Annotated in this window: 27 protein-coding genes; 12 read left to right on the top strand and 15 right to left on the bottom strand. The window is 71.6% G+C overall.

Annotated features, from left to right (window positions below; translation table 11 throughout):
* Positions 1 to 14: 14 nt before the first annotated feature.
* Positions 15 to 719 carry a metal-dependent transcriptional regulator gene (locus tag HHX30_RS38190; protein WP_169988824.1) on the bottom strand — a complete coding sequence of 235 codons (705 nt, stop codon included), beginning with the start codon at positions 717 to 719 and terminating at the stop codon, positions 15 to 17.
* 78 nt (positions 720 to 797) lie between these two features.
* Here HHX30_RS38190 and HHX30_RS38195 point away from each other — a divergent pair, with 78 nt between their 5' ends.
* The gene (locus HHX30_RS38195; RefSeq protein WP_169988825.1) at positions 798 to 1,409 is read left to right on the top strand and encodes a UdgX family uracil-DNA binding protein; all 612 of its coding nucleotides are present in this window, start codon (positions 798 to 800) and stop codon (positions 1,407 to 1,409) included.
* Between the two features lie 17 nt (positions 1,410 to 1,426).
* Here HHX30_RS38195 and pdxH read toward each other — a convergent pair whose 3' ends face one another.
* Complete coding sequence (gene pdxH / locus HHX30_RS38200; RefSeq protein ID WP_310742269.1) at positions 1,427 to 2,071, bottom strand: pyridoxamine 5'-phosphate oxidase; 645 nt, start codon at positions 2,069 to 2,071, stop codon at positions 1,427 to 1,429.
* 170 nt (positions 2,072 to 2,241) lie between these two features.
* Here pdxH and HHX30_RS38205 point away from each other — a divergent pair, with 170 nt between their 5' ends.
* The 3 genes from HHX30_RS38205 (at position 2,242) to HHX30_RS41070 (ending at position 5,291) form a co-directional block, all read left to right on the top strand.
* The gene (locus HHX30_RS38205; protein ID WP_169988827.1) at positions 2,242 to 3,348 is read left to right on the top strand and encodes a citrate synthase 2; all 1,107 of its coding nucleotides are present in this window, start codon (positions 2,242 to 2,244) and stop codon (positions 3,346 to 3,348) included.
* A gap of 230 nt (positions 3,349 to 3,578) precedes the next feature.
* Positions 3,579 to 4,691: a phosphoserine transaminase gene (gene serC / locus HHX30_RS38210; protein ID WP_169988828.1), complete on the top strand. Its 1,113-nt coding sequence runs from the start codon at positions 3,579 to 3,581 to the stop codon at positions 4,689 to 4,691.
* 189 nt (positions 4,692 to 4,880) lie between these two features.
* Complete coding sequence (locus HHX30_RS41070) at positions 4,881 to 5,291, top strand: hypothetical protein (protein ID WP_211593348.1); 411 nt, start codon at positions 4,881 to 4,883, stop codon at positions 5,289 to 5,291.
* 12 nt (positions 5,292 to 5,303) lie between these two features.
* On the opposite strand, the gene HHX30_RS38220 is transcribed toward HHX30_RS41070, so the two are convergent.
* Positions 5,304 to 5,930: a rhomboid family intramembrane serine protease gene (locus tag HHX30_RS38220; RefSeq protein ID WP_169988829.1), complete on the bottom strand. Its 627-nt coding sequence runs from the start codon at positions 5,928 to 5,930 to the stop codon at positions 5,304 to 5,306.
* Between the two features lie 168 nt (positions 5,931 to 6,098).
* On the opposite strand from HHX30_RS38220, the gene HHX30_RS38225 reads away from it, so the two are divergent.
* Together HHX30_RS38225 and HHX30_RS38230 are read left to right on the top strand one after the other, a co-directional pair.
* Complete coding sequence (locus HHX30_RS38225) at positions 6,099 to 6,668, top strand: TetR/AcrR family transcriptional regulator (protein WP_211593350.1); 570 nt, start codon at positions 6,099 to 6,101, stop codon at positions 6,666 to 6,668.
* Positions 6,665 to 7,573, top strand: a complete 909-nt coding sequence (locus tag HHX30_RS38230; protein ID WP_169988831.1) for an SDR family oxidoreductase — start codon at positions 6,665 to 6,667, stop codon at positions 7,571 to 7,573. Before HHX30_RS38225 ends, HHX30_RS38230 begins: the two co-directional genes overlap by 4 nt.
* 79 nt (positions 7,574 to 7,652) lie before the next feature.
* Here HHX30_RS38230 and HHX30_RS43015 read toward each other — a convergent pair whose 3' ends face one another.
* The 8 genes from HHX30_RS43015 to HHX30_RS38270 form a co-directional block, all read right to left on the bottom strand.
* Positions 7,653 to 8,675 (bottom strand): hypothetical protein, encoded by a 1,023-nt coding sequence (locus HHX30_RS43015; RefSeq protein WP_283246984.1) that lies wholly within the window; start codon positions 8,673 to 8,675, stop codon positions 7,653 to 7,655.
* A gap of 250 nt (positions 8,676 to 8,925) precedes the next feature.
* The gene (locus HHX30_RS38240) at positions 8,926 to 9,723 is read right to left on the bottom strand and encodes a crotonase/enoyl-CoA hydratase family protein (protein WP_169988832.1); all 798 of its coding nucleotides are present in this window, start codon (positions 9,721 to 9,723) and stop codon (positions 8,926 to 8,928) included.
* Between the two features lie 15 nt (positions 9,724 to 9,738).
* Positions 9,739 to 10,518 carry an SDR family NAD(P)-dependent oxidoreductase gene (locus tag HHX30_RS38245; RefSeq protein WP_169988833.1) on the bottom strand — a complete coding sequence of 260 codons (780 nt, stop codon included), beginning with the start codon at positions 10,516 to 10,518 and terminating at the stop codon, positions 9,739 to 9,741.
* A gap of 33 nt (positions 10,519 to 10,551) precedes the next feature.
* Positions 10,552 to 10,896, bottom strand: a complete 345-nt coding sequence (locus tag HHX30_RS38250; protein WP_169988834.1) for an STAS domain-containing protein — start codon at positions 10,894 to 10,896, stop codon at positions 10,552 to 10,554.
* A gap of 40 nt (positions 10,897 to 10,936) precedes the next feature.
* Entirely contained in the window at positions 10,937 to 11,701 is a 765-nt protein-coding gene (locus HHX30_RS38255; RefSeq protein WP_169988835.1) for an energy-coupling factor ABC transporter ATP-binding protein, read from the bottom strand.
* Entirely contained in the window at positions 11,686 to 12,450 is a 765-nt protein-coding gene (gene cbiQ / locus HHX30_RS38260) for a cobalt ECF transporter T component CbiQ (RefSeq protein ID WP_169988836.1), read from the bottom strand. Before cbiQ ends, HHX30_RS38255 begins: the two co-directional genes overlap by 16 nt.
* Before the next feature lie 144 nt (positions 12,451 to 12,594).
* Complete coding sequence (locus tag HHX30_RS43570) at positions 12,595 to 13,638, bottom strand: energy-coupling factor ABC transporter permease (protein WP_311923022.1); 1,044 nt, start codon at positions 13,636 to 13,638, stop codon at positions 12,595 to 12,597.
* An 81-nt stretch (positions 13,639 to 13,719) separates the two neighbouring features.
* Positions 13,720 to 15,576, bottom strand: a complete 1,857-nt coding sequence (locus HHX30_RS38270; RefSeq protein WP_169988838.1) for a glycosyltransferase family 2 protein — start codon at positions 15,574 to 15,576, stop codon at positions 13,720 to 13,722.
* 247 nt (positions 15,577 to 15,823) lie between these two features.
* Between HHX30_RS38270 and HHX30_RS43575 the strand changes: the two genes are divergently transcribed.
* Positions 15,824 to 18,178: a GH1 family beta-glucosidase gene (locus HHX30_RS43575; RefSeq protein WP_169988839.1), complete on the top strand. Its 2,355-nt coding sequence runs from the start codon at positions 15,824 to 15,826 to the stop codon at positions 18,176 to 18,178.
* 27 nt (positions 18,179 to 18,205) lie between these two features.
* On the opposite strand, the gene HHX30_RS38280 is transcribed toward HHX30_RS43575, so the two are convergent.
* A complete protein-coding gene (locus tag HHX30_RS38280; RefSeq protein WP_169988840.1) occupies positions 18,206 to 18,895 on the bottom strand; it encodes an SDR family NAD(P)-dependent oxidoreductase in 690 nt (229 codons plus the stop codon).
* Between the two features lie 381 nt (positions 18,896 to 19,276).
* Here HHX30_RS38280 and HHX30_RS38285 point away from each other — a divergent pair, with 381 nt between their 5' ends.
* The 3 genes from HHX30_RS38285 to HHX30_RS38295 all read left to right on the top strand — a co-directional run bounded on the left by HHX30_RS38285 (position 19,277) and on the right by HHX30_RS38295 (position 21,999).
* Complete coding sequence (locus HHX30_RS38285) at positions 19,277 to 19,498, top strand: EF-hand domain-containing protein (protein WP_169988841.1); 222 nt, start codon at positions 19,277 to 19,279, stop codon at positions 19,496 to 19,498.
* A 96-nt stretch (positions 19,499 to 19,594) separates the two neighbouring features.
* Positions 19,595 to 20,218, top strand: coding sequence for a TetR family transcriptional regulator (locus tag HHX30_RS38290; protein WP_311923023.1), 624 nt, complete (start codon positions 19,595 to 19,597; stop codon positions 20,216 to 20,218).
* Positions 20,219 to 20,460: 242 nt separating this feature from the next.
* Positions 20,461 to 21,999 carry an FAD-dependent monooxygenase gene (locus HHX30_RS38295; RefSeq protein ID WP_169988843.1) on the top strand — a complete coding sequence of 513 codons (1,539 nt, stop codon included), beginning with the start codon at positions 20,461 to 20,463 and terminating at the stop codon, positions 21,997 to 21,999.
* Positions 22,000 to 22,003: 4 nt separating this feature from the next.
* On the opposite strand, the gene HHX30_RS38300 is transcribed toward HHX30_RS38295, so the two are convergent.
* Positions 22,004 to 22,573: an isochorismatase family protein gene (locus HHX30_RS38300; protein WP_169988844.1), complete on the bottom strand. Its 570-nt coding sequence runs from the start codon at positions 22,571 to 22,573 to the stop codon at positions 22,004 to 22,006.
* A 91-nt stretch (positions 22,574 to 22,664) separates the two neighbouring features.
* On the opposite strand from HHX30_RS38300, the gene HHX30_RS38305 reads away from it, so the two are divergent.
* Complete coding sequence (locus HHX30_RS38305) at positions 22,665 to 23,108, top strand: MarR family winged helix-turn-helix transcriptional regulator (RefSeq protein WP_169988845.1); 444 nt, start codon at positions 22,665 to 22,667, stop codon at positions 23,106 to 23,108.
* A 4-nt stretch (positions 23,109 to 23,112) separates the two neighbouring features.
* Here the strand turns inward: HHX30_RS38305 and HHX30_RS38310 are convergent, their stop codons facing one another.
* Together HHX30_RS38310 and HHX30_RS38315 are read right to left on the bottom strand one after the other, a co-directional pair.
* On the bottom strand, positions 23,113 to 24,342 hold the full coding sequence (locus HHX30_RS38310) for an MFS transporter (RefSeq protein WP_211593352.1): 1,230 nt from the start codon (positions 24,340 to 24,342) through the stop codon (positions 23,113 to 23,115).
* A 75-nt stretch (positions 24,343 to 24,417) separates the two neighbouring features.
* Complete coding sequence (locus tag HHX30_RS38315; RefSeq protein WP_311923024.1) at positions 24,418 to 24,849, bottom strand: nitroreductase family deazaflavin-dependent oxidoreductase; 432 nt, start codon at positions 24,847 to 24,849, stop codon at positions 24,418 to 24,420.
* 360 nt (positions 24,850 to 25,209) lie between these two features.
* Here HHX30_RS38315 and HHX30_RS38320 point away from each other — a divergent pair, with 360 nt between their 5' ends.
* The gene (locus tag HHX30_RS38320) at positions 25,210 to 25,746 is read left to right on the top strand and encodes a GNAT family N-acetyltransferase (RefSeq protein WP_169988847.1); all 537 of its coding nucleotides are present in this window, start codon (positions 25,210 to 25,212) and stop codon (positions 25,744 to 25,746) included.
* Positions 25,747 to 25,789: the final 43 nt, after the last annotated feature.

Raw genomic sequence — 25,789 nt, forward strand, 5'->3', positions numbered from 1 at the left:
CACAACTCATTCCGTCATCGTCTGGTGACAAAAACGTGTGAGGCGACGTCCCTCGGAAGTTCCGCGGTCGTGGTCCCCACCTCACCATCAGCTGTCACCGTTACACCGTTGTCGCTCGCCGCGAGCGTCACCTCGCGTCCGGGTTGTATCCCAACTTGCTTGAGTTTAAGCATCAGGGCCGGGTCGCTTTGCACTTGTTCGCTGATTCGGCGCACTACAACGGGCACGGGGGCCGGTCCCGCGAGGGTCACCATGGGTGACACCATCTCATCTCCGGTCGAACCGGGCTGCGGCACCCCCAGCTCGTCGAGACCCGGAATCGGGTTGCCGTGCGGGCACACCCGAGGGTTCTTCAGAAGGTTCACGAGCCGGGTCTCCACCGACTCCGACATGACGTGCTCCCACCGGCACGCCTCGATGTGGACCTCTTCCCACGGCATGCCGATCACCTGGGTCAGCAGGCACTCGGCGAGGCGGTGCTTGCGCATGACGCGGATGGCCAGCGTGCGCCCCAGTTCGGTCATGCTGAGGTGCCTGTCCCCCTCAACCTTCACCAGCCCGTCGCGCTCCATGCGCGCCACCGTCTGGCTGACAGTCGGGCCGCTCTGCTGCAGGCGCTCGGCGATGCGCGCGCGGAGCGGCACGATGCCTTCCTCTTCGAGCTCGAAGATCGTCCGGAGATACATCTCCGTCGTGTCGATCAGGCCGTGTGCGGTCAAGGCTCCTCCAGTCCTTGTTAATCGATGCTACGACCTCCCCCGCGTTCGCAGCCGACCCTATTGGGGAAGCGACCCAGGATGGGAAACATCGGGGCGCAGCGATTCCTTCCGGGCGAGATCAGCCTGCCCGCTCTCAGGGAGGCCGCGCGCCACTGCGAGGGCTGTGATCTCTACCGTGCCGCCACCCAGACGGTTTTCGGCGAGGGCGTTCCCGCTGCGCGTTTCATGCTGGTCGGCGAGCAGCCGGGCGACCAGGAGGACCGTGAGGGCGTGCCGTTCGTCGGGCCCGCGGGGCGCCTGCTCGACAAGGCGCTCGAGGAGGCCGGCATCGAGCGCGAGGCGGTGTACGTGACCAACGCGGTCAAGCACTTCAAGTACGAGCCGCGCGGCAAACGCCGGATCCACCAGAAGCCCACGGTGGGAGAGATCAACGCCTGCCGGCCCTGGCTGGAGGCCGAGATGAGCCTGGTGGACCCGGAGGTGACCGTGGTGCTGGGAGCCACCGCCGCCCGTGCCCTGCTGGGCCCGGGCTTCCGCGTCACCAGGCATCGGGGAGAGCCGGTCCCCCGGCGCGAGGGGGCCTACTACGTGGCGACGATCCACCCCTCGGCGATCCTGCGCTCGCCCGACCGGGACGAGGCCTACTCCGGCTTCCTCACCGATCTCAAGGTCGCGGCCGGGCTGCTCTGATCGGCCGGGGCGGGACCTCAGGGGGCGAGGCGCTCCAGCGTCCATGCCGCGCCGGTCCGCCGGTAGCGGAGCCGGTCGTGCATGCGGTCGGTCTGGCCCTGCCAGAACTCGACCTCCGCCGGCGCCACCCGGAAGCCGCCCCAGAAGTCCGGCAGCGGCGGGTCCTGCGGCCAGCGGGCGGCCAGCTCCCGGAACCTGGCGTCGAGTTGCTCCCTCGACTCCACGACCGCCGACTGGCGGGAGGCCCACGCGCCGATGCGGGAGCCGTACGGACGAGAGTGGAAGTAGGCGGCGCTGTCCTCGCGCGGGAGCCGTACGACGGGGCCCTCCACGCGGACCTGCCGCCTGATGGGATGCCACGGGAACAGCAGGCAGGCACGCGGGTTCTCACCGAGGTCGCGGCCCTTGCGAGACTCGTAGTTGGTGAAGAAGACGAAACCGCGCTCGTCGAACCCCTTGAGGAGGACGGTGCGGGCGGAGGGACGGCCACCGGCGGAGCTGGTGGCGACGACCATGGCGTTCGGTTCCGGCAGGCCCGCGGCGACGGCGTCCGCGAACCACAGCGCGAACTGCGTCACCGGGTCGGCGGCCATGCCGGACTCGATCAGGGGCTCACCTTCGTAACTGTGCCGGAGCCCGGGGAGGTGCGATGCGCTGTCCACGGAAAGGTATTCTCGCGTGTTCGGCATACGTCTCGAGCGGTGGCCCCCACCAGGGAGAACCCCGTTCGGTAGGGCCGGGGGCGCGACAGTCGGGCGCTGAGGGTTAAATTGACCCGCCGGTATCTCGACATCAAGGCTCTGGACTTCACAAGAGAGGGAGGCGGCCGAGAATGTCCGACTTCAAACCCGGGCTCGAAGGCGTGGTGGCGTTCGAGACCGAGATCGCGGAACCGGACAAAGAAGGGGGCGCCCTGCGATACCGGGGCGTCGACATCGAAGAGCTCGTAGGCAACGTCTCCTATGGACACGTCTGGGGCCTGCTCGTCGACAACTCGTTCCAGCCGGGGCTTCCCCCGGCGGAGCCGTACCCCGTTCCCGTCCATTCCGGCGACATCCGAGTAGACGTACAAAGTGCGCTGGCCATGCTGGCGCCCACCTACGGCTTCAAGCCGCTGCTCGACATCGACGACGACCGGGCCCGCGACGATCTCGCACGTGCCTCGGTGACCGCTCTGTCGTTCGTCGCGCAGTCGGCCCGCGGCCTGGGACTGCCCATGGTCCCGCAGAAGCGCGTGGACGAGGCCGAGAGCATCGTCGAACGTTTCATGGTCCGCTGGCGCGGTGAGCCCGATCCGAAGCACGTGAAGGCCATCGACGCGTACTGGACGTCGGCCGCGGAGCACGGCATGAACGCCTCGACGTTCACCGCCCGCGTGATCGCCTCCACCGGCGCCGACGTGGCGGCCGCCCTGTCGGGCGCGGTCGGCGCGATGTCGGGTCCGCTGCACGGCGGCGCTCCGGCGCGCGTGCTGCACATGATCGAGGGCGTCGAGAAGATGGGCGACGCCCGCAAGTACGTCCAGAGCGAGCTGGACAAGGGCCAGCGGCTCATGGGCTTCGGCCACCGGGTCTATCGGGCCGAGGACCCGCGCGCCCGCGTGCTGCGGCGTACGGCCAAGGAGCTGGGCGCGCCGCGCTACGAGGTCGCCGCCGCACTGGAGACCGCGGCGCTGGAGGAGCTGCACGCCCGCAAGCCGGACCGGGTCCTCGCGACCAACGTGGAGTACTGGGCCGCGGTCGTGCTCGACTTCGCCGAGGTGCCGTCGAACATGTTCACCTCGATGTTCACCTGCGCCCGGACCGCCGGCTGGGCCGCCCACATCCTGGAGCAGAAGCGCACGGGCAGGCTGGTCCGCCCCAGCGCGAACTACGTGGGCCCGAAGCAGCGCTCGATCAACGAGGTGCCCGGCGCCGCCGAGGTCGTCGGCAAGGTCTGAGCCCTCGCGCGGGTCCGGCCCGGCGGTGTGCCCAAAAAGCTCCGAGAGGCCGCCGGGCCCGGCCCGCGCGCCGTCGACGGTCCGCCCCTGCCCGGGGCGGGCCGTTTCCGTGTCACCGAGAGCGGGGTCGTCCGTCCTCGACGCGCCGCGTGGTCCCAAAACCGGATCATGGTGTCTCACCATCCGGACCATGGTCTAGAGCATCCGCAGGTCTCACTAGGCTGGAAGCCGTGGCTGACATCGTGATTCCCGCTGACATCAAGCCCGCCGACGGCCGCTTCGGCTGCGGGCCCTCGAAGGTACGCCCCGAGCAGCTCGCCGCTCTCGCCGACGCCGGGGCGAAGGTCATGGGCACCTCCCACCGGCAGAAGCCGGTGAAGAACCTCGTCGCCCGCGTCCGCGCCGGGCTCACCGACCTGTTCTCCCTCCCCGAGGGGTACGAGGTCGTGCTGGGCAACGGCGGCACCACGGCGTTCTGGGACATCGCGTCCTTCGGGCTGATCCGGGAGAAGTCGCAGCACCTGCACTTCGGAGAGTTCTCCTCGAAGTTCGCGACGGTCGCGAAGAAGGCCCCCTGGCTCGCCGATCCCTCGGTGATCAAGTCGGAGCCGGGCAGCCACCCGCTGCCGGTCGCCGAGGAGGGCGTGGACGTCTACGCGCTCACCCACAACGAGACCTCCACCGGCGTCGCCATGCCGATCAAGCGCGTCGGCGACGACGAGTCGCTCGTCCTGGTGGACGCCACCAGCGGCGCGGGCGGCCTGCCGGTCTCGGCCGACGAGTTCGACGTCTACTACTTCGCCCCGCAGAAGAGCTTCGCCTCCGACGGCGGCCTGTGGATCGCGCTGTTCTCGCCAAAGGCGCTGGCCCGGGTGACGGAGATCACCGAGAGCGGCCGGTTCGTCCCCGAGTTCTTCAGCCTGCCGACCGCCATCGACAACTCCGTCAAGGACCAGACGTACAACACCCCGGCGGTCGCCACGCTGTTCCTGCTGGCCGACCAGATCGACTGGATGAACGCCCAGGGCGGCCTCGCCTGGACCACCGCCCGTACGGCCGACTCCGCCTCGCGCCTGTACACCTGGGCCGACAAGACGTCGTACACCACCCCGTTCGTGGCCGACCCGGCGCAGCGCTCCAACGTCGTCGGGACCATCGACTTCGACGACGCGGTGGACGCGGCGGCGGTCGCGAAGGTGCTGCGGGCCAACGGCATCGTGGACACCGAGCCCTACCGCAAGCTCGGCCGCAACCAGCTGCGGATCGCGATGTTCCCGTCGATCGACCCCTCCGACGTCGAGGCGCTGACCTCCTGCGTCGACTACGTGGTCGAGCGTCTCTGACGTTTCACAGGCGGCCGCCTCTCCGGCGGCCGCACGTTCTCGCCGACGGTCCCCGGGCCGTCGGCTTTTCGTTTTTCCGGTCCTGTAACGGTGTGCGGCGCTCCGTCCAAGCAGGGATGTGTTCTGTCACACGACCGAGGGGGGCGCCACCGTCCGGACAGGAGCAGCGAGATCGCCTGGCTGTACGGCGTGGCGCGCAACACGGTGCTGGCACAGCGCCGCCGTGCGGCGCGGGAGTTACGCGGCGCCGACGGGCGGGCCCCGTTCGTGGCGGGCGACGACGCCTCTTTCACGAAGGAGGAGATGGAGAGCGACGATCCGGCGGTACGGGCGCGCGTCCGCCGGGTGATGGAGAACCTGGCGTCGAGCAAGGCGATCCGGCCGGAAAACGGCATCACCATCCACCCCGATTTCATCGGGCCGGGGCGGATCGTCATGATCGAGATCAACGAGAACCCGCTGCAACGGAACGTCAGGCGTCCCGGAGTCGCCTGGCAGTTCTCCGGCCGGCTGACCGACGGGCCCGTGAAGCCCTGCCGGGTCGTCGACGACCCCTCGGCGTTCGAGGTCGGGACCGCCACCCCGCCTCCGGGCTCCTGAGCCGTTCGCGGGTCAGGTCGTCACGGTCTTGCGGCGGCGCAGCAGCCAGGCGGCGATCACGCCGCCGATGAGGCCGAACAGGTGGCCCTGCCAGGAGACGCCCGGCTGGGTGGGCAGGGCGCCCCACAGGATCGAGTAGTAGAGCACGGCGACCACGACGCCGAGGACGATGTCGAGGGCCCGGCGGTCGAACAGCCCCCGGGCCACGACGTAGCCGAAATATCCGAAGACGAGGCCGCTCGCGCCGATCGTCAGCGTGTCCGGCGGGCTGGTGAACCACACGCCCAGCCCGCTGACCAGGATGATGACCAGGCTCGCCGCGAGGAACCTGCCGATCCCCCGGATGGCGGCCAGGAACCCCAGGATGAGCAGCGGCAGCGAGTTCGCCATCAGGTGCCCGAACCCGGCGTGCAGGAACGGTGCGAACAGGATCCCGGGCAGGCCGTCCGGCTCATGGGCGACGATGCCGTACCTGTCGAGCCGTCCGTTCTCCACGTAGTCCACGATCTCGATGGCCCACATCACCGAGACGAGCACGATCATCAGAATCGCACTGCCGAGGGCGCCGGTGAGCAGCGCGGACGTCCGCTCCCGCATCGACCTGCCCACCGGGGGCAGCCCGGGCCCGGAATCACTCATGGCTTCACCGTACGCAGTCCCGCTCACGAACGAGCGGACTGCCCGGATACGCGGGGATCATGCCGACGGGTTGCCGAGAGGGGCGAACGGGCTGTATTAATAAATGAACAGGCATTTATAAAAGAGGAGGGGCTGGTGGCGGGACGCCCGCGAGGAGTGGAGGATTCGGTGATTCTGCGCGCGGCCGCCGAGGTGATCGGCCGGGTGGGTCCCGCGGGACTGACCCTCGCCGCCGTCGCCGACGAGGTGGGGCTCGTCCCCGGCACTCTCGTGCAGCGGTTCGGGTCCAAGCGCGGTCTGCTGGTGGCGCTGGCGAGGCAGTCGGCGCATGAGTCCGAGGCGCACCACGAGCGGCTGCGGCAGGGGCGTCCCTCCCCGTTGGAGGCGCTGCTGGCGCTGGCCGAGGAGTCGATGGCCCTCATGGACACGCCGGAGCGTTTCGCCAACCACCTGGCGTTCCTCTGCATGGACCTCACCGATCCGCAACTGCACGAGCACGCCCTGGCCATGCACGAGGCGCAGCGAAGGGCGATCCTGGCCCTGCTGGACGAGGCGGTGGCCGAGGGAGAGCTCCGCGCCGGCGCCGACACCGCCGCGTTGGCCGAGTCCGTCCAGTCGCTGATCGCCGGCACCGGTCTGACCTGGGCCCTCGACCGGCGGGGCACGCTGCCGGAGCGGCTCCGGCGGGCGGTGACCGCGCTCCTTTCGCCCCACATCCCTTCCAAGGAGACGTCATGAACGACAGCCGGCCGCTCGCCGGAAAAGTCGCCCTCGTCGCGGGAGGCACGAGGGGCGGCGGGCGCGGCATCGCCGTCGAACTCGGGGTCGCGGGCGCGACGGTCTACGTCACCGGCCGCAGCAGCGCGGCCGGCCGTTCCGACCTGGACCGTCCCGAGACCATCGAGGAGAGCGCCGCCCGCGTCACCGCGGCCGGCGGCACCGGCATCGCCGTACGCACCGACCACAGCGACCCCGGGGAGGTCCGCGCCCTGGTCGAGCGGATCACCACCGAGCAGGACGGGCGGCTCGACGTCCTGGTCAACTCCGTGTGGGGCGGCGACGCGCTGACCGACTGGGCGCATCCCCTGTGGGAGCAGGACCTCGACTCCGGCCTGCGGCTGCTGCGCCGGGCGGTGGAGACGCACATCGTCACCAGCCGGTTCGCGCTTCCGCTGATGGTCGCCCGCCGGAGCGGACTGGTCGTGGAGGTCACCGACGGCAACACCGCCAGGTATCGCGGCTCGTTCTTCTACGACATCGCCAAGTCCACCGTGATCCGTCTGGCCGTGGCCCAGGCGGCGGAGCTGAAGCCGTACGGCGTGGCGGCCGTCGCCGTCACCCCGGGTTTCCTGCGGTCGGAGGCGATGCTGGAGCACTTCGGCGTGACCGAGGACAACTGGCGGGACGCGGTGGCGAAGGACCCGCACTTCGCCCACTCGGAGACGCCGGCCTACCTGGGCCGGGCGGTGGCCGCCCTGGCCGCCGACCCCGGCGTGATGGCCAAGACCGGACGCGCCCTGGCCACCTGGGGGCTGTACGAGGAGTACGGCTTCACCGACGCGGACGGCACCCAACCGGACTTCGCCGCGCACTGGGCGAACGTCCTGGAGGAGGAGTACGGCCCCCTCGGCGACCCGCTCTGACGCCTCGCTCGCGCCCGCGGGAGGCGAGAGCGAGGCCGCCCGTACGCCTCGTGACGGGCGCAGCCGTCCGCCGGCCTTGTCAGAGCCTCGGCGTGGCGGTCGGATTGGCGGACGGCGTAACGCTCGGCGTAGCGGTCGGATTGCCGGACGGCGTAACGGACGGCGTAGCGGTCGGATTCCCGGACGGCGTAACGCTCGGCGTAGCGGTCGGATTCCCGGACGGCGTAGCGGTCGGATTCCCGGACGGCGTAGCGGTCGGATTCCCGGACGGCGTAACGGACGGCGTAGCGGTCGGATTCCCGGACGGCCAGGCGACGACCTCGGGCACGCTGGTCGCCATCAGCCTGCCCTCGGCGCTGACCCGGATGATGCCGCCGTCAGTGAGGGCGTGGCACGTGAGAACCACCGGACCGGGCGCGTTCAGCTTCGCGGTGACGAAGTAGGCGATCGTGAGGGTCGATCCCGGCCCACCGTTACCGGCCTGCTGCGGCCTCGCGGACGTGACGCCCGTGGGCGTACTGACGTCACACTCGACGACGAAGCCCGTGGGAGTCGTCTGGAGGTCGTATGCGCTGACGCCGATCTGGATGGCGTAGTTTCCCGCGGGCACCTGCGGGATTCGTACGAGTTCTTGCAGCGTCCCGTCGCCGTAGAGGTGATTGCCGGAGGCGATGTAGGTCTGCCCGTACGCGGCGCCCGGCTCGCCCTTGTCCCCCTTGGGGCCCTGGGGTCCGGGCTGGCCCTGGGGCCCTTGCGGACCGGTCTCTCCCTCGGCCCCCTGGGGTCCGGTCGGCCCGATGGGGCCCTGAGGTCCGGCCGGTCCGACGGGGCCCTGGGGTCCGGCGGTGTTCCAGGAGACGGTCCGGTACTCGACGGGACACGTGCCGGCGGAGACCGGCGCGGCGACCTGCGCGTCCGCAGTACGGCCCTGGACCGACTCCTCCAGCGCCTGGGGCATCCGCATGACGCCGTCGGGGCCCACGCAGGCCACGATGGACGACGTCGTCGCCGTCGTAGCCACGGCGATTCCCCCGCCGCCCACGAGCAGCCCCGCCGCCGCCCCCACCGCCAGCCAGGCACTACGGCCAGTTCGCACCCTCATCACCGTTCCCTCAAGTTTGTGATCTTCCCGGGGGAACATAGATGAGCGGGACGGGAGGGCACGTCATCATCACGGCGGATAAGCCGTCCGCCATCCGGCTTAGGACGCGTCCCAGCCGGACAGAGACACTGTTCCGAGTCGGCACGGCGACGCTTACGACGCCCGGACACGACTTGGGGCGCCCCTGCGCGGAGCGCCCCAAGTAGGCACTGCGCGGAGCGCCCCGAGTGGTGACTTGGCGGGCCGGGGGCTACTCGCCCTTCCAGACGGGAGCGCGCTTCTCGGCGAAGGCCGCCGCACCCTCCATCGCGTCCTTCGAGACGAAGACCGGGCTCACGATCTCGCCCTGCTTGCGGAACATCTCGTCGAGCGACCAGTCGGCCGACTCGACGATGACCCGCTTGGTCGCGGCGAGCGCCAGCGGCGCGTTCGCGGCGATCGTGCGGGCCAGTTCGAGCGCGCCGTTGAGCGCCTCGCCCGGATACGTGATGCGGTTGACCAGCCCCAGCTCGTACAGCCGGGCCGCCGGGTAGTGGTCGCCGGTGAGGGCGATCTCCATGGCGATGTGGTACGGGATGCGGCGCGGCAGCCGCATGATCCCGCCCGCCCCGGCCACCAGCCCTCGCTTGGGCTCCGGCAGGCCGAACTTCGCCTCCTCGGACGCGACGATGATGTCGCAGGACAGCGCCAGCTCGAAGCCGCCGGCCAGCGCGTACCCCTCGACCGCGGCGAGGATCGGCTTCCTCGGCGGCGCCTCGGTGATGCCGCCGAAGCCCCGGCCCTCGACCACCGGCATGTCGCCGGTGAGGAAGCCCTTCAGGTCCATACCGGCCGAGAACGTGCCGCCGGCCCCGGTGAGGACGATCGCGGACACGTCAGGGCTTTCGTCCAGCTCGTCCAGGGCGGCCGCGATTCCGCGCGCCACGGCGCCGTTCACGGCGTTCCTGGCCCTGGGCCGGTTGATGGTGACGACGGCCACGCCGCCGTCGACGATCTCTACGAGTACCTCGTCCGGCTCAGCGGCCGGCCCGGAGTTGACCTCGGACACCTGACCTCACTCGGCTTACTTGGGCTGGAAGCGGATGCCGCCGTCGAAACGGATGACCTCGCCGTTCATGTAGTCGTTCTCGATCAGCGCGCGGACCAGGTGGCCGAACTCGGAGGCCTTGCCGAGCCGCTTCGGGAACGCCACCGGCCCGATGAGCTTGGCCTTGAACTCCTCGGCGTTCTTGTCCCCGATCTTCCCGTAGATGGGGGTGTCGATGATGCCCGGCGCGATGGTCAGCACGCGGACGCCGACGGCCGCGAGGTCGCGGGCCGCGGGCAGGGTCATGCCGATGATGCCGCCCTTCGACGCCGAGTACGCCACCTGGCCCGTCTGGCCCTCGATGCCGGCGACCGACGCGGTGTTGATGACGACGCCACGGGCGCCGTCCTCGTCAACCGGCTCGGTCTGGGCCATGGCCGCGGCGCCGATGCGCATGAGGTTGAAGGTGCCGATCAGGTTGACGTCGATCACCTTGCGGTAGGACGCCAGGTCGTGCGGGGAGCCGTCCCGGCCGACGGTGCGCTGCGCCCAGCCGATGCCGGCGCTGCTGATCACGGCGCGCAACGGCTTGCCGGTGGCGACCGCCGCCTCGACCGCGGCCTGCACCGACGCCTCGTCGGACACGTCGGTGTGGGCGAACACACCGCCGAGCTCGTCGGCCAGCGCCTTGCCGCGCTCCGCGTTGAGGTCGGCCACGACCACGGTCGCGCCGACGCGGGCCAACTCGCGGGCCGAGGCCTCGCCGAGGCCGCTCGCACCGCCCGAGATGATTGCTGCTGCTCCGTTCAGATCCATAGCCGGACCTTAACGCGCGAACCGAATGAAGTTCTACTCGGGGTGCTGCAAAATCGCGGTATCGACGTCGGGGTAGACCTTGATCCGCCGGTCCAGGCCGGTCGTGCGCAGGATGCGGGCCACCGGCGGCTGCGGCGAGGCGAGAGACACCGTGCCGCCCTCGCTGGTGGCCAGCCGCCATGCCTCGATGAGCACGCTCAGCCCGCTGGAATCCATGAACGACAGCTCGCCGAGGTCGAGCACGAGTGTCGGGCCGTCGTCGCGTATGGCGTCGCGGATCTCGTCACGCAGGAACGGAGCCGTGAACAGGTCGAGCTCCCCCTCCACAGCCACCACGACGGCATTGGAGAGCGATTGGCGCGCGAGCCGCAGCTTCATCGTCGGGACCTCCTCAGCTCCGGCCCACTTTACTTATCCATCACCCCGGCTGAGCAGGGACGGCGAACCCGTAAGGGAGTTCGAGCCGGTGCGCCGTGAGCAACCGCTCGTCGGAGAGCAGGACATTCGTCGCTCCATCGGCGGCGATCACCCCCTCGGACATGACGAGCGAACGCTCACATAGTTCCAGCGCGTACGGCAGGTCGTGGGTGACCATCAGCACGGTCACGTCCAGGCTCTTGAGGATCTCGGCCAGCTCGCGGCGGGACGCGGGGTCGAGGTTGGACGACGGCTCGTCGAGGACGAGGATCTCCGGTTCCATCGCCAGCACGGTGGCCACGGCCACCCGGCGGCGCTGGCCGAAGGACAGGTGGTGGGGCGGCCTGTCGATCGCGTCCAGCATGCCGACCCGCTCCAGCGCGTCCCGCACGCGGCGGTCGAGTGCCGCGCCGCGCAGCCCGAGGTTGGCAGGGCCGAACGCGACGTCCTCTCGCACGGTCGGCATGAAGAGCTGGTCGTCCGGATCCTGGAACACCAGCCCAACCCGGCGGCGGATCTCCCGCAGGGTGTCCGCACGCACCGGAAGCCCGGCCACCTCCACTGTCCCGTGCCCCGGCGTGAGGATGCCGTTGAGGTGCATGACGAGCGTCGTCTTGCCCGCGCCGTTCGGGCCGAGCAGGGCGACCCGCTCTCCCCGCTCGATCGTCAGGTCCACGCCGTACAACGCCTGTGTCCCGTCGGGATAGGCGTACGCGAGCCTGCTCACCGTGAGAGAAGGGCTGCCGGAGGTCACGTCGTGCTCCACGCCAGTAGGGCCGTCGCCGCGGCGAGACACGGAAGCATGCCCGCCATCGCCCAGTCTCGCCCAGTTGCCGATATATCCCTAATCGTCGGCATCTCGCCCGTGTATCCCCGGCTCAGCATGGCGAGATGGACCCGCTCCCCTCGCTCGTACGAGCGGATGAACAGGGCGCCCGCCGACTTCGCCAGCACGGGGGCCTGCCTGAGGTCCCGCGCGACGAACCCCCGCGACTCCCTGGCGATCCGCATGCGCCGCATCTGGTCGAGGATCACGTCGAGGTAGCGCAGCATGAACGTCGCGATCTGCACGAGCAGCCGGGGCAGCCGCAGCCGTTCGGCGCCGAGCAGCATCATCCGGGGCTCGGTCGTGGCCGCGAGCAGGATCGAGGCGACCACGCCCAGCGTTGCCTTGGCCAGGATGTTCCAGGCGGCCCACAGGCCCGGGGCGCTCAGCGACAGACCGAGCACCTGGACCCGCTCGCCCGTGCCGATCACCGGAATCGCCAGCGCGAACAGCACGAACGGCACCTCGATGACCATGCGCCGGGCGATCACGCCGGCCGGCACCCGGGCGGCTGCCGCGACGGCGGCCAGCAGCAGCGCGTCGACGGCGAACGCCCAGAAGCGCTCACGCGGGGTGGCGACCACGAATACCGCGAACGCGACGACCGCCGCCAGCTTGCACTGGGGCGGCAGGCGGTGGACGGGCGTGTCGGCGGGCCGGTAGATCGGGTGATGGTGCCCGGCGCTCACTTCGCACTCACAGAGCCATCATCGCCGACCCACGCCGCCCGTGCCCGCCCAGGGCGGGCACGGGCGCTCACGGGCGGCTCATCGGGCTCGCCGGGGGTGCCGGGCTCGGCGCTCACGCGGCGTCCTCACCCGGGCGCCGTGCGCTCACTGCGCGTTCGCGGGAGTCATCCCGTCGGTCAGGCGCCGCCGCCGGCGGATGACGTAGAACACGCCGCCCCCGGCCGCGACCGTCAGTGCGACGCCCGCCACCCCGGCCAGGCCGCCGGACAGCCGCTGGTCCTCCACGCCCTTGACGGCGTAGTCGGCCAGCGGACCGTTCTCCACAGCGTGCGGCTTCTCCTGCGCGCTCAGGCCCTTGTCGGCCGCCACCTTCTCCAGCCCGTCGGGGTCGCCGGAGGCGTAGAACGAGAAGACACCGGCCAGCAGCACGGCCACGAGCGCACCGCCCACCAGCACAGGACGCAGGCCGATCCCGGCCGGGGGAGCCTCCGGGGCCGCCTGGCCCACCTGGACCTCCCCCTCGGCGGTCCGCAGCGTCAGCGCCCTGGCCATTCCGCGCGCGCCGTACACGAGGTCGGGGCGGACGGCCAGCACGCTGCTCACGGTGAGCGCGGTGATGAAGCCCTCGCCGAGCCCGATGAGCAGGTGCACGCCGCCCATCGCGGCGGCCACCGAGCCCAGCTCGATCGGCGCGGTGCCGCCGAGCCAGAACAGGACCGTGAACACGAGCGCCGCCGCCGGGACGGAGACCAGCGCCGCCACGAACGACGCGGCCACCAGCGTCGCCCGCCCGCGCGGCGCGCCCCGGGTGATCAGCCGGAACACCGCCCAGCCGACGACCGCGGTCACGATCGCCATCAGCGTGATGTTGACGCCCAGCGCGGTCAGCCCGCCGTCGGCGAAGAAGAACGCCTGCACGAGCAGCACGACCGCGACGCACAACACGGCGGTGTACGGCCCGACGAGTATCGCCGCCAGCGCCCCGCCGAGCAGGTGGCCGCTGGTGCCCGCCGCGACGGGGAAGTTGAGCATCTGCGCCGCGAAGACGAACGCGGCCACCAGACCCGCCATGGGGGCGGTGCGGTCGTCGAGCTCCCGTTTGGCGCCCCGCAGGCACACGGCCACCCCGGCGGCCGCGAAGACCCCGGCGCCGACGGACACGGGGACGTCAAAGAACCCATCGGGCACGTGCACGGCTATAACCCCTTCGAAACGGGCGAATCCCCTCCCACTTTAGGGCACCGAGTTGTAGTTGCAAATGATTCGCAATTAGCCATGCCGCAGGGCCCTGACCATCCGTCTGGCCACCGTAAGCGGGGTGGCCACGCGCACCGACACGCTGAGCCGCCGGTTGACCGCCGTGGCGTACGGCCGGACCGTCCATTGCGCGGGGACCCACCCCAACGGACCCCGCGGGTCCCGGGACGCCGTGTCCCATGGCAGCGGGCCGCGCCACCACCGCAGCGGCCGGTCGAGCGTGTCCGCGTCGGCGACCTTGACCGGAAAACGCACCGAAGGGCCGCCGAGGTCGAGTTCGAGGTAGGCGTCCCACGTGCCGGGCGGCAGGCCGGCCGTCTCGGCCGTGAACTCCCCCGGCCCGGACGCCACAGCCCTCTCGCGGTGCTCCCGCCCCGTCGTCCGCTCGCGCCAGATCAGGTGACGTACGGCCCCGGCGGCGGCCTCGTCGCCCACCCTCGCCCGGCCCTCGACCCGCAGCCGCCTGCCCCGCCACCACGCCCGCGTCAGCCGTACGGCCGCGGGGACCCGCACGACGTGCCCCCCGACGTCGAGACCGAGGTGGCCCTGGGACCGGGTCAGGAAGGGCACCGCGACGACCCCGCCGACCAGGTGGGCGGCGGGAACGCCGGCTCCGTCGTCGCGGCGTGAGCCGAGCCGGGCCAGCCTGCGCGCGCCCTCGCACTCGACGGCGACGTGGACGTCCCACACTCCCGTCGGCAGTGCGGCCGCGTCGACCACGGCCGTGAAGGATCCGGCGGCTCCGGTTCCGCCGCGGGTCACGCGGGGCACGCGCTCCGCACGCGTCAGGCGTTCGCGCAGCACCAGGCCCACGGTGGTCTCCGGCGGGGATATGTCCAGACCGGCGAGGGCGGCCCACCCTTCGATCACCAGGTGGTCGCCCCGCCACTCGACGCCGGTCAGCCGGTGCCGCAGCGGCGCGGCCTCGACGCGCGCGAGCCGTACGAGCCGGTCGGGATCGTCGAGCGCGGCGACGCGGGCGGCGTCCACGCCGTCGAGATGGGCGCGTACCCCCGGCGTCAGCCACTGCCCGCAGATGTCGGCGACCTCGACGGCGATCTTCTCGCGATGGGCCTCGCACGCGGCCAGGAACGGCGCCCCGAGCTGGGCGAGCACGTCACGGCGCAGGTGCCGCAGGAGCAGGCGGTCGCGCAGCGCGCCGGGCGGCACGTGCCGCGCCATGACCTCGATGGGCGTGCGGACCACGCGCAGCCAGCCGAGCGGATCGCGCGCGGACGCCTCGTTCCCGCCCTCGGCGTGGTAGCAGTCCCGGTCCGCGACCACGGAGATCACCCGGGCATGGCAGTACGCGTGGACGGCGAAGGTCATGTCCTCGCCACGCCGGTGCGTCTCGTCGAAGCGGATGGCGTGCCGATCGAGAAAGTCCCGGCGGAAGAGCTTGAAACAGGACAAATCATCGTAGACGGCGGTTAAGGAGGCCTTGTCGGCGCTGTCCCGCAGCCCCTGACGCGCACCGGCGATCCTCCCCACGACGACGTCGGCGCCGGTCCGGTCGGCCGTGGCGACCAGGCGGGCCAGCGCGTCGGAGGCGAGGTGGTCCCCGGCGTCGCAGAAGAAGACGTACCGCCCGGCCGCCCGTTCGAGTCCGCGGTTGCGAGCGCCTCCGGGCGTGCCGGGCTGGGCGTCCCGCATCACGGTGATCAGCCGGGGATGGTGCGCGGCGTAGAGGTCGAGGAGTGCCGGGGTTCCGTCCCGTGAGCCGCCGTCGACCACGATGATCTCTTTGGCGACCCGCTGCACGAGCAGCGAGGTGAGGCAACGGTCGAGTGACGCCCGGCGGTTGTACGCCGGGACGACGACGCTGACGTCGATCCCCCGATCGGCGCGTTGGCCACTCCCCGTATCCATCGCGCTTCATTATGTGCCGACGACCCGCGCGAACCCCGCCTGCGCCGCGCCGGGCGCGTCACATCGCATCCGGTCCGCGTCACGCCGGCGTCCTCCGCGTACGGCTCCCGCGACCGGGCGGCCGCCTCGTCGGCCGTCCAGACTCGCGCCTCACGCGGCCGGGGCCCACGGCGGCCCTCTGAGTGGCGATTCCGGCACGCGAGGCGGCAGACTGAGCGCTCACCGAGTCACCGGGGGTTTCGCGTAGATGCGCACCGCGTTGTTCCCAGAGGGTTTCGTCTGGGGAGTGTCCACGTCCGCGTTCCAGATCGAGGGCGCCACCGACCGCGACGGCCGGGGCCCCTCGATCTGGGACGCCTTCGCGGGCGGGGGATACGGCGACCCGGCCTGCGACCACTACCTGCGCCACGCCGAGGACGTCCGGCTGATGCAGGACCTGGGCATCGCCGCCTACCGGTTCTCCGTCAGCTGGCCACGCGTGCTGCCCGAGGGGTACGGCCGCGTCAACGGCCCGGGGCTCGACTTCTACGACAGGCTCGTGGACGAGCTGCTGGAGGCGGGCATCGCGCCGTACGCCACGCTGTACCACTGGGACCTGCCGCGGGCGCTGCAGGACGCCGGGGGGTGGACCTCACGCGACACCGCCGGCCACTTCGCCGACTACGCCCGCGTCGTGTACGACAGGATCGGCGACCGGGTGGACACCTGGTTCACCTTCAACGAGCCGTGGGTGGCCGCCTTCCTCGGCCACGCCTCAGGGGTGCACGCCCCGGGCCTGCGGTCGGCGGCCGACGCCTTCGTGGGCGCCCACCACATGCTGCTCGCGCACGGGCTGAGCCTGGAGGCGCTGCGCGCGGGGGGCGCCGCCAGAGCCGGCATCGTGCTGAACCTCTCCCCCGTCCTCACTCCCGCTCAGCTCGGGGACATGTCCACCGACGTCCCCGAGGAGGACGCCGAGGCGGCGGCGAGGATCGACACCCTGCACAACCGGCAGTTCCTGGAGCCGGTGCTGCGTGGCCGCTACCCCGCCGAGCTGCTGCCTGTCATCGATAGGACCGCCGGGCTCGGCCACATCCGCGACGGGGACCTCGACCTCATCGGACGGCCCGTCGACTTGGTGGGGGTCAACTACTACACGCCCATCACGGTGCAGGCCCAGCCCAGCGCCGCGGCCGACCCGGCCTTCCCGGGCAGCGAGGGCGTTCTGTTCAGCAGTGTGCCCACGGCCGTCACCGCGATGGGCTGGCCCATCATGCCGAACGGCCTGTCCCTGGTCCTGCGGCGCCTGTCCGAGGACTACCCCGAGACCGAGCTGATGATCACGGAGAACGGCGCCGACTTCGAGGACGTCGTGACAAGCGACGGCATCCACGACGTCGACCGGATCAGCTTCGTCGAGGAGCACCTGCGGGCCCTGCGGACCTCGATCGACGAGGGCGCCCGGGTCCGCGGCTATCTGCTGTGGTCGCTGCTCGACTGCGTCGAATGGGCGGACGGCTACCGGCGCAAGTTCGGCATCGTCCACGTCGACTTCACCACGCAGCGGCGGCTGCTCAAGGACAGCGCGCTGTGGTATCGCGACGTCATCAAGCGCAACGGGCTCGGCGCGGAGCGGCCGAAGCGGCCCACGCTCGAGACCGTCGCCGCTCGCGCGGGCGTCTCCAGGGCCACGGTCTCGCGGGTCGTGAACGGGGACGCGCGGGTCAGCCCCGAGGTGCGCGCCGCGGTGCTGCGCGCCGTGCAGGAGCTGGGCTACGTGCCCAACGCCGCCGCCAGGAGCCTCGTCACCCGGCGGACCGACTCGGTCGCGCTCGTCCTGTCGGTCCCCCGGCACGGCGGCGAGGCGCTCACCTCCGCCGTCGTCCAGTACGTCACCAGCGTCCTCGAAGGAGCCGGCAAGCAGATCACCCTCATGCTCGCCGACACGGCCGAAAGCCATCGGCGCATCATCCGGCACGTCGAGGCGCGGCAGGTCGACGGGGTCGTGCTCGTCCCTCCGGACGGCCCGGACACGCTCACCGAGCGGCTCGCCCGCACCGGGGTGCCGGTCGTGCTGCTCGGCAAGCCCGTGATCGCCTCCCTCGTGCCGCACGTGGACGTGGACAACGCCGGCGGCGCGAAGGCGGCCACCCGGCACCTCCTCGACCGGGGTCGCCGCCGCATCGGCGTGATCTGCGGCCCCATGGACCTCGTCGCCGTACAGGACCGTCTCAACGGGCACCTGGCCACGCTCCACGAGGACGGACTGCGGCCGGTGATCGCGCTCGCCGGCCTGGACGGCGCGTCGGGCGCCGCCGCGGCCCGCGAGCTCCTGTCCGGTGACCAGGATCTCGACGCGGTGTTCGCCACCTCGGACGAGCTGGCGATCGGCGCCATGGAGGCGGCGCGCGAGAGGGGACTGCGGGTGCCGGAGGATCTGGCGGTCGTCGGCTTCGGCGACATCCACGCCGCCTCCTGCACGACCCCGCCGCTCACCACCGTCCGGGTGCCCGCCGCGGACCAGGCCCTGGCCCTGGCGCGGCTGCTCCTGTCCCGCCTCGACGGTCGTCACACCAGCCCCGTCGTCCTCCCCACGCGCCTGGTGGTCCGCGCTACGACGTGACCCTCGCGACCCTCCTGGGCGGAGGATCTACCAGGGGATCGCGCCCTCCGCCGAGCTGAACGTGCCGGTGGGGCCGCCGGACGGCAGGGTCGCCATCCGCACGGCCACCGCCGCGCCCTCGGCCGCCGTACGGGTGCCGGTGTGGCCGGTCAGGTCGGTGGCGCAGTGACCGGGGTCCACCGCGTTGACGAGGATGCCCGAGCCGGCCAGCTCGTTCGCGTAGAGCACGGTGAGCGCGTTGAGCGCGCTCTTCGCCGAGTTGTAGGCCAGCATCGCCCACCCCACGTTGAAGTCGTCCTTCGCCTGGGTGAGGGTGAGAGAGGCCAGCCGGGTGGTCATGTTGACGACCCTGGCCTCGCCGGCCGCCCGCAGCAGCGGGATCATCGCGCGGGTGACGGTGACGACCCCGAACACGCCCACCTCGTAGGTGGCGCGCATGTGGTCCGCCGTCGCGTCCGCCGGGCTGACGCCGTAGTCGCCGCAGATCGCGGCGTTGTTGACCAGCACGTCGAGCCGCCCGAACTCCTCTCCGACGAGCTTGGCCGCGTTCCCGACCATCGCGTCGTCAGTGACGTCGAGCAGCACGGGACGGGTGCCTTCGGGGGCGTGGCTCTCGTCGCGCACCCCGGCGAACACCGTCATGCCGTGCCCGGCGAGCTGCCGCGCGATTTCCCTGCCGATTCCGCGTCCCGATCCCGTGACCAGTGCGACTTTCATCTGACTGTCCTCCTTCTGCGTTCAGGTCGCACAGTCTCGGAGTGGTCACTTGGAGCCGTCTGAGAGGTCACTTGGACGGGTGGCGGGCGCCGAGGGGCCCGGCCGCCTCCGCCATGGTCTCCGGACGGGGGCCGGCGATCCCGGGGATCGGTGTTCCCGGGGATCGGTGTTCCCGGGGATCGGTGTTCCCGGGGATCGGTGTTCCCGGGGATCGGTGTTCCCGGGGATCGGTGTTCCCGGGGATCGGTGTTCCCGGGGCCGGCGCGGCGTCGCGATGAACCGCACACGGCGATCGGTTCCCTCCCGCAGGCCTGCCATCGATCTTTCGCGGCGTACGACATAGGTTGTCTGGTGTCGTCCCCCGTGTGAAGGCAGGTCGTTGTGACTCAGGAGCTCAGCCACGAGCGGTTCGAGGCCCTCAAGCGCGAATTCGACGCGATCGACGGCGACGGCGACGGCTTCATCACCGAGGCCGAGCTGCTGTCGCACTTCCCCGGCCTGCCGCCGGAGGCGATCGGCGCGCTCGACCGGGACGCCGACGTGGACGCCGACGGCCGGTTCTCGCTCGAGGAGTTCGTCCGCCTGGCCGGCGCCCGCGACTGACGCGCCGCCACCCGGCACCCGACAAAAGTGCGCCTCACGCAAATTTACGCCTCACGCATCTTTGCGTGACGCGCAAGTAGCTGTATGGTGGTCCATGTGAGCGGGGAAGGCGAGCGTCCGGGACTGCGCGAGCGCAAGAAGCACGAGACGCGCACCGCGCTGAGCTGGGCGGCGATCCGGCTCACAGTGGAGCGTGGGCTGGAGAACGTACGCGTGGAGGACATCGCGGCGGCGGCGGGCGTCGCGCCGCGAACCTTCAACAACTACTTCTCCAGCAAGGGCGAGGCGATCGCCGCCAGACACCTCGACCGCGCCCGGCTGATCGCGCAGGAGCTGCGCCGCCGCCCGGCGTCGGAGCCCCTGTGGGAGGCCATCAAGGTCTCCGTGCTGACCCAGCTCGCCTTGGGTGAGAGCTACGGCACCGGGCAGCCGGACCAGCAGTGGCAGACCGGCATCCGGCTCATGATCAGTGAGCCCTCGCTGCAGGGCGAGATGCTCAAGGCCGACGCCATCGCCGAGGACGAACTGGCCGGGGCCATCGCCGAACGGACCGGCACCGACGTCGCCCGCGACCTCTACCCGCGCCTGGTGGCGGGCGCGGCCGGGGCCGCGATCAGGGTGGCGATGGACCACTACCTGCGATCCGATCCTCCGGTTCCCATCCGGCCGCTCATCGAGGACGCCCTCGGCCGGCTCGCCGCCGGACTGCCCGAGCCCTGACAGACGGACATCCCCTCGGGGGAGCCCGACGACTCGTCGTGTGACGTGCCGCGCCGGCACGCCGCGCGGCCTCGCACACCCTGACGCCGTCGCCACGGCAGCCCGGCGCCGGCCCTTGCACTCGCCATGCCGAGAATCCGGCCTGCCGCGAGTCCGCCACATCGAGGGTTCGGCGTGCCGCGAGTTCACCCTGCCATCTCTCATTCGCAAGTGCCCTGCTCGAACCGCCAAGGAGGAGCACCATGACCGAAGACGTCGTGATCGCCGGAGCCGGACCGAACGGGCTGATGCTCGCCTGCGAGCTGAGGCTCGCCGGAGTGCGGCCGATCGTGCTGGAACGCCTGCCCGGGCGTACCGAGGTGAACCGGGCCAACGGACTGGTGGGCCAGGTCGTCCGGGCCCTCGACCGCCGCGGCCTGTACGAACGCCTGAGCGGCAGCGCCGAGCCGCCCCGGCCGAGCGCGGCCTTCGTGTTCGGCGCCATGCCCCTCGACCTGAGCCGGCTCGACGACAACCCGATGTACGGCCTGCCGGTGCCGCAGCGGCGGATCGAGCAGGCGCTGGAGGAGCGCGCGCGCGAACTCGGCGTGGAGATCCGCCGGGGTCACGAGCTGACCGGGCTCTCCCAGGACGCCGACGGCGTCACCGCGGAGATCGCCGGGCCGGAAGGCGGCTATCGGCTGCGCACCCGCTACCTCGTGGGCGCGGACGGCGGGCACAGCGTCACCCGCAAGCTGTGCGGCATCGGCTTTCCGGGAGTGACCAGGGACGACTCCGTCTCGCGCGGCGCGCACGTCACCGTGCCCGCCGAGCTGATCGATCCCGTCACCGGCGGGCTGAACGTGCCCGGCTACGGACCGATCCCCCCGTTCATGCACCACCGCACCGACCACGGTCTGTTCGTGTACGCGCCGTTCCCCACGGGGACGCTCGTCAACACCACCGAGTGGCACCAGGACGGCGGCGACCAGCCGATGAGCCTGGACGAGCTACGCCAGAGCATCCGCCGCGTGCTCGGCGCCGACCTGCCGTTCGGCCCGCCCGAGGGCGAGGGCCCGCACCAGCTGCGCCGTCTGACCGGCGGAAACACCCGCCTGGCCGAACGCTTCCGGGACAACAGGGTGCTGCTGCTGGGCGACGCCGCGCACGTGCACAGCGCGATCGGCGGCCCCGGCCTCAACCTGGGCCTCCAGGACGCGATCAACCTGGGCTGGAAGCTCGCCGCCGAGATCCACGGCTGGGCTCCGCCCGACCTGCTCGACAGCTACGAGACCGAGCGGCGCCCGGCCGCGGAACGCGTCGTCATGCATACGCAGGCGCAGTCCGCGCTGATCGCTCCCGGGCCGGAGGTGACCGCGCTGCGCGCCCTGTTCGGCGAGCTGCTGCGCGACGAGCGCACCGTCAAGCACATCGCGGACATGATGTCCGGCGCCGACATCAGGTATGACCTCGACGGGACCCACCCCCTCATCGGGCGCCCCGCCCCCGACCTCGTACTGGAGACGGAGACCGGCTCCGTACGGCTCGCCGAGCTGACCAGGACCGCCCGGCCGCTGCTCCTCGACCTGACGCCCGGCGCCGCGCTGGCCGGGGCACTTCACGGCCGGCACGACCGCGTGGACCTCGTCACCGCGAAGCCGAGCCGGGAAGGCCTCCTCACCGCGCTGCTGCTGCGCCCGGACTGCTACGTGGCCTGGGCGTCCGACTCCCCCAACCCGGATGTGAAGGAGCTCGACACCCTGCGTGCGGCGCTGGCCTCCGCCTTCGGCCCGGCCCGCTGACAGGTCAGGCGAAAGCGGCGAGGATGGCCTCGGTCGTGTCGATCTGCGCGATTCGCGGCAAGATCACCCTGAGGGCGTTCTCGTGGGCCGAGGCGACCAGATCGGTGACCGCGTCGGAGGCCACCGCGATCTCGTAGCCCCGCTCCCGGGCGCCGCGCGCGGTGGACTCCACACCGATGCTGGTGGAGATCCCCGCCAGCACGATCCCCGTGATCTTCCTTCGGCGCAGTTGCAGATCGAGTTCGGTGCCGTGGAAGGCGTCCCAGCCCCGTTTGGTGATCAGGATGTCCGTCGGCCCGCCTGGGACACGTTCGTCGTACTCGGCGAAGTCCGGCGCGGGTGTGATCGCGGGCCCGGGCGCGTCCGTCCGGGCCCGCACCACGTCACCGCCATCGGCGGAGAACGCCACCCGCACCCGGACGACGGGAAGGCCCCGCTCACGGGCGGCTCCTGCCAGGCGTGCGGCGTTGGCGGCCACCCCGGCCGCCGGATGCACGGTGGGCAGGGCGGTAATCCCCTTCTGCAGGTCGATCAGGACGACGGCCGTACGGTCGTCGAGCAATGTCACGGGCATATGAGCTCCTTCGCAGATAGACAGCCAAACTGTACAGCCATGCTTCAAGACAATGCGCAGCAGGGCTGTGCATCTCGGTTACGCTGAGCCCATGAGTGACGCCTCCGAGGTCGCCGCCGAGCTGAGGCTCGTGGTCGGGCAGCTGGTCAGACGGGTGCGTGAGGACGACCCGATGCCACCGGGGGTCACCGCGGTGATCGGCCTGCTCGGCCGGCAGGGCCCGATGACCACCAGTGAGCTCGCCGCCGCCCGGCGGGTGCGCCCGCAGTCGATGGCCCGCACTGTCGGCCAGCTCATCGAACAGGGGCTCGCCGAACGCGGCACGCATCCCGTCGACGGCCGCAAGGCCCCCGTCTCGCTGACCGCGGCAGGGCTCGCCACCCTGGAGCAGATACGCGACCGGCGGGCCGACTGGCTCGCCGAGGCGATCGAGGACAGGCTGTCCTCCTCCGAGCGGGAGACGCTGGCGAGCGCGGTGGCCCTGGTCCGCCGCCTGGTCGACTGGGTGCCGCCCGCGCCGCGCCGCGGGACCTGACGCGTCAGCCGGCGGCGCCGGACAGCTCGGGGTTCTGCCGGCGGATGGGCGTGAAGAACGCGGCGACCGCGATCAGCAGGCAGGCCACCCCGGCCAGCAGGCACACCACCGCGACGCCGTGGTGCTGCGCGCCCCAGGTCAGCACGGCCGCCCCCGCGGGGCCCAGCGAGAAGTGAATCGTCCAGAAGGCTGCGGTGACCCTGCCCAGCAGGTGGTCGGGCGTGACCTGCTGGCGCAGCGACATCGAGCAGATCCCGGCCACGCTGACACAGGCGAGATAGACGGCGGCCGTCGCCGCGGCCGCCGGGACCCGGGTGGACAGGCCGAGTCCCGCGACGGCGAGCCCGGCGAGCGAGATCGCCCCGATCCATGACGCGCCGAACCCCAGCCTCCTGCGTACGAAACCGACGAGGAGCGAACCGGCGACGGTGCCCAGCGCGCCGATCGCGAGCACCGCTCCCACCGCGCCGTCGGCCTGGCCGAGGTCGTGCTTGAGGTGGTAGATCAGCACGTCGGTCAGCCCGAGGGTCAGGAAGATGAAGAACGACAGCAGGACGGTCAGAGCGCGCAGCACCGGCTGCCGCCACAGGAAGCGCGCTCCGGCGAGCAGTTCGCGCCAGGACCCGCGCTCCTCGTCCGGCACGGACGACGGCTGCCGCCTGAGCCGGATCGACAGGACGCCCAGCGCGGAGACCCCGAAGCTGGCCGCGTTGATCGCGATCGCGGCCGTGGGGCCGAACCAGCCCGCGACCACCCCGGCCAGCAGCGGGCCACCGATCCCCGCCGCGGCGGCGGTGGCACCGAGCCGCCCGTTGGCCTCGGTGATCTGGTCCGCGTCGACCAGCCCCCGCACCGCCGTGACGTACGCGACCTGGAAGACCATGCCGATCGCCTCGCAGAGCGGCAGGACCACGTAGAGCAGCCAGATCTTCGGCCCGAAGGCCCAGGCGACCGGGACGATCCCGTACAGCGCCATCCTCGCCACGTCGCACCAGATCAGCAGGCGCCTGCGGTCGAGCCGGTCGACCAGGACCCCGGCGAAGACCCCCGCCACCACCGAGGCGGCGCTCGCCAGGCCCGTCAGCAGGCCCATCTGCGCGACCGACCCGGTCACGTGCAGTACGAGCAGCGGGACGGCGATCAGGGCGAACGAGTCCCCCGCGACCGACAGCGTCTGGGATCCCCAGAAGACGGCGAAGTTCCGGTCACGCCACAGCTGTGATCCTTTGCCCACCCCGCCATGCTGCCGCACCGGCGTGTGGAGGGCGCCCGGGGCGTTCGGGTCATGACGGTGAACCGGTTCGGGCCGTCAGTGGTCTTCCGACGCACCGGGCGGGGCCGCCTGGCGTTCGAGCACCACGACCGGGATGGTGCGGGCCGTACGAGCCTGGTAGTCGGCGTACCCGGGCGCCGCGCGGACGACGTGTTCGAACAGCCGCTCGCGCCGTGCGCCCTCGGCCGGCACGGCGACGGCGTCGAACACCTCCTCGCCCACCTCGACCCGTACGGCCGGGTGCGCCAGCAGATTGTGATACCAGGCGGGGTGGCGGGGCGCGCCGCCCGCGGACGCGACGACGAGCAGGGAGTCGCCGTCGCGGACGTAGCCGAGGGGAACGGTGCGCTCCCGTCCCGACCTCGCGCCGACCGTGGTGAGCAGGAGCAGGTCGCCGCCCTCGAAGGGGCCGCCGACCTTCCCTCCGTTGGCGCGGAACTCGTCGATGACGGACTGGTTGAATGACACGCGGAAACTCCAAGAACGATGAGGATTGCGGGCCTGCGAGAGGTTGCGCAGGCGAAGTGCGGTGCCGCCACGCCGCTCCGAACCGGACGGCCGAGCGGGAACGGCACGGCAAGGGCGCGATACGCGGAAGCGCTCGCCACGGGGATACGATCACCCGGCGGCGCGGCGTCAGGCGGGAGATGCGGAGTGGGTACTCACGGCGTCGGTCCCTTCACGAAGGTGCGGCCCGGCCACCGATCGGACCATCGCCGCCTCCCTGGGACGGCGTTCACATGATCGGCGCCACGCGGCACGCCGATCATTAGAGCCGGGCCGGTCCGCACCTGTCAATGCCGGTACACACGCCGAGGAGAGGGCCGCATGGCGGACCAGGACACCACGATCCGGCTCATCCGGGTGGACGACGCCGACGTCGTCGCGGCGCATCGCGCCCGCGACAGGCATGCGTACGCCGCCTGGGAACCGGCCCAGCCGGACGAGTTCTACACGGCGGCCGGGCAGCGCCGGCGCATCGAGACGCTGCTCGACGAGCACGACCGGGGCGAGCGCTGGCCGGCGGTCATCCTCGCGGGCGACGAGGTCGTCGGCCAGGTGACCGTGAGCACGATCCTGCGCGGCCCCTTTCGCAAGGGCTTCCTGGGCTACTGGGTCGCCTCGGCCTTCGACGGCCGCGGGCACGCGACCCGGGCGGTGGGCCTGATACTCACCGTGATGGCCGAGGAGCTCGGGCTGCGCCGTGCCGAGGCGCACACGCGCATGGACAACCTGGCCTCGCAGCGGGTGCTGCGTGCCAACGGCTTCCACCCCTGGGGCATCGCCCACTCCCACATCTTCCTGGACGGCGCATGGCATGACGAGGTGTTCTGGGAGCGCCTGCTGGACGACGTTTCGTCTTGACCATCGCCTGGTACACCAGTTGAACATTCCCGGCGCGTCGCGT

Origin of the sequence: Microbispora sp. H10836 (genome assembly GCF_012999525.1) — a bacterium.
GTDB lineage: Bacteria > Actinomycetota > Actinomycetes > Streptosporangiales > Streptosporangiaceae > Microbispora.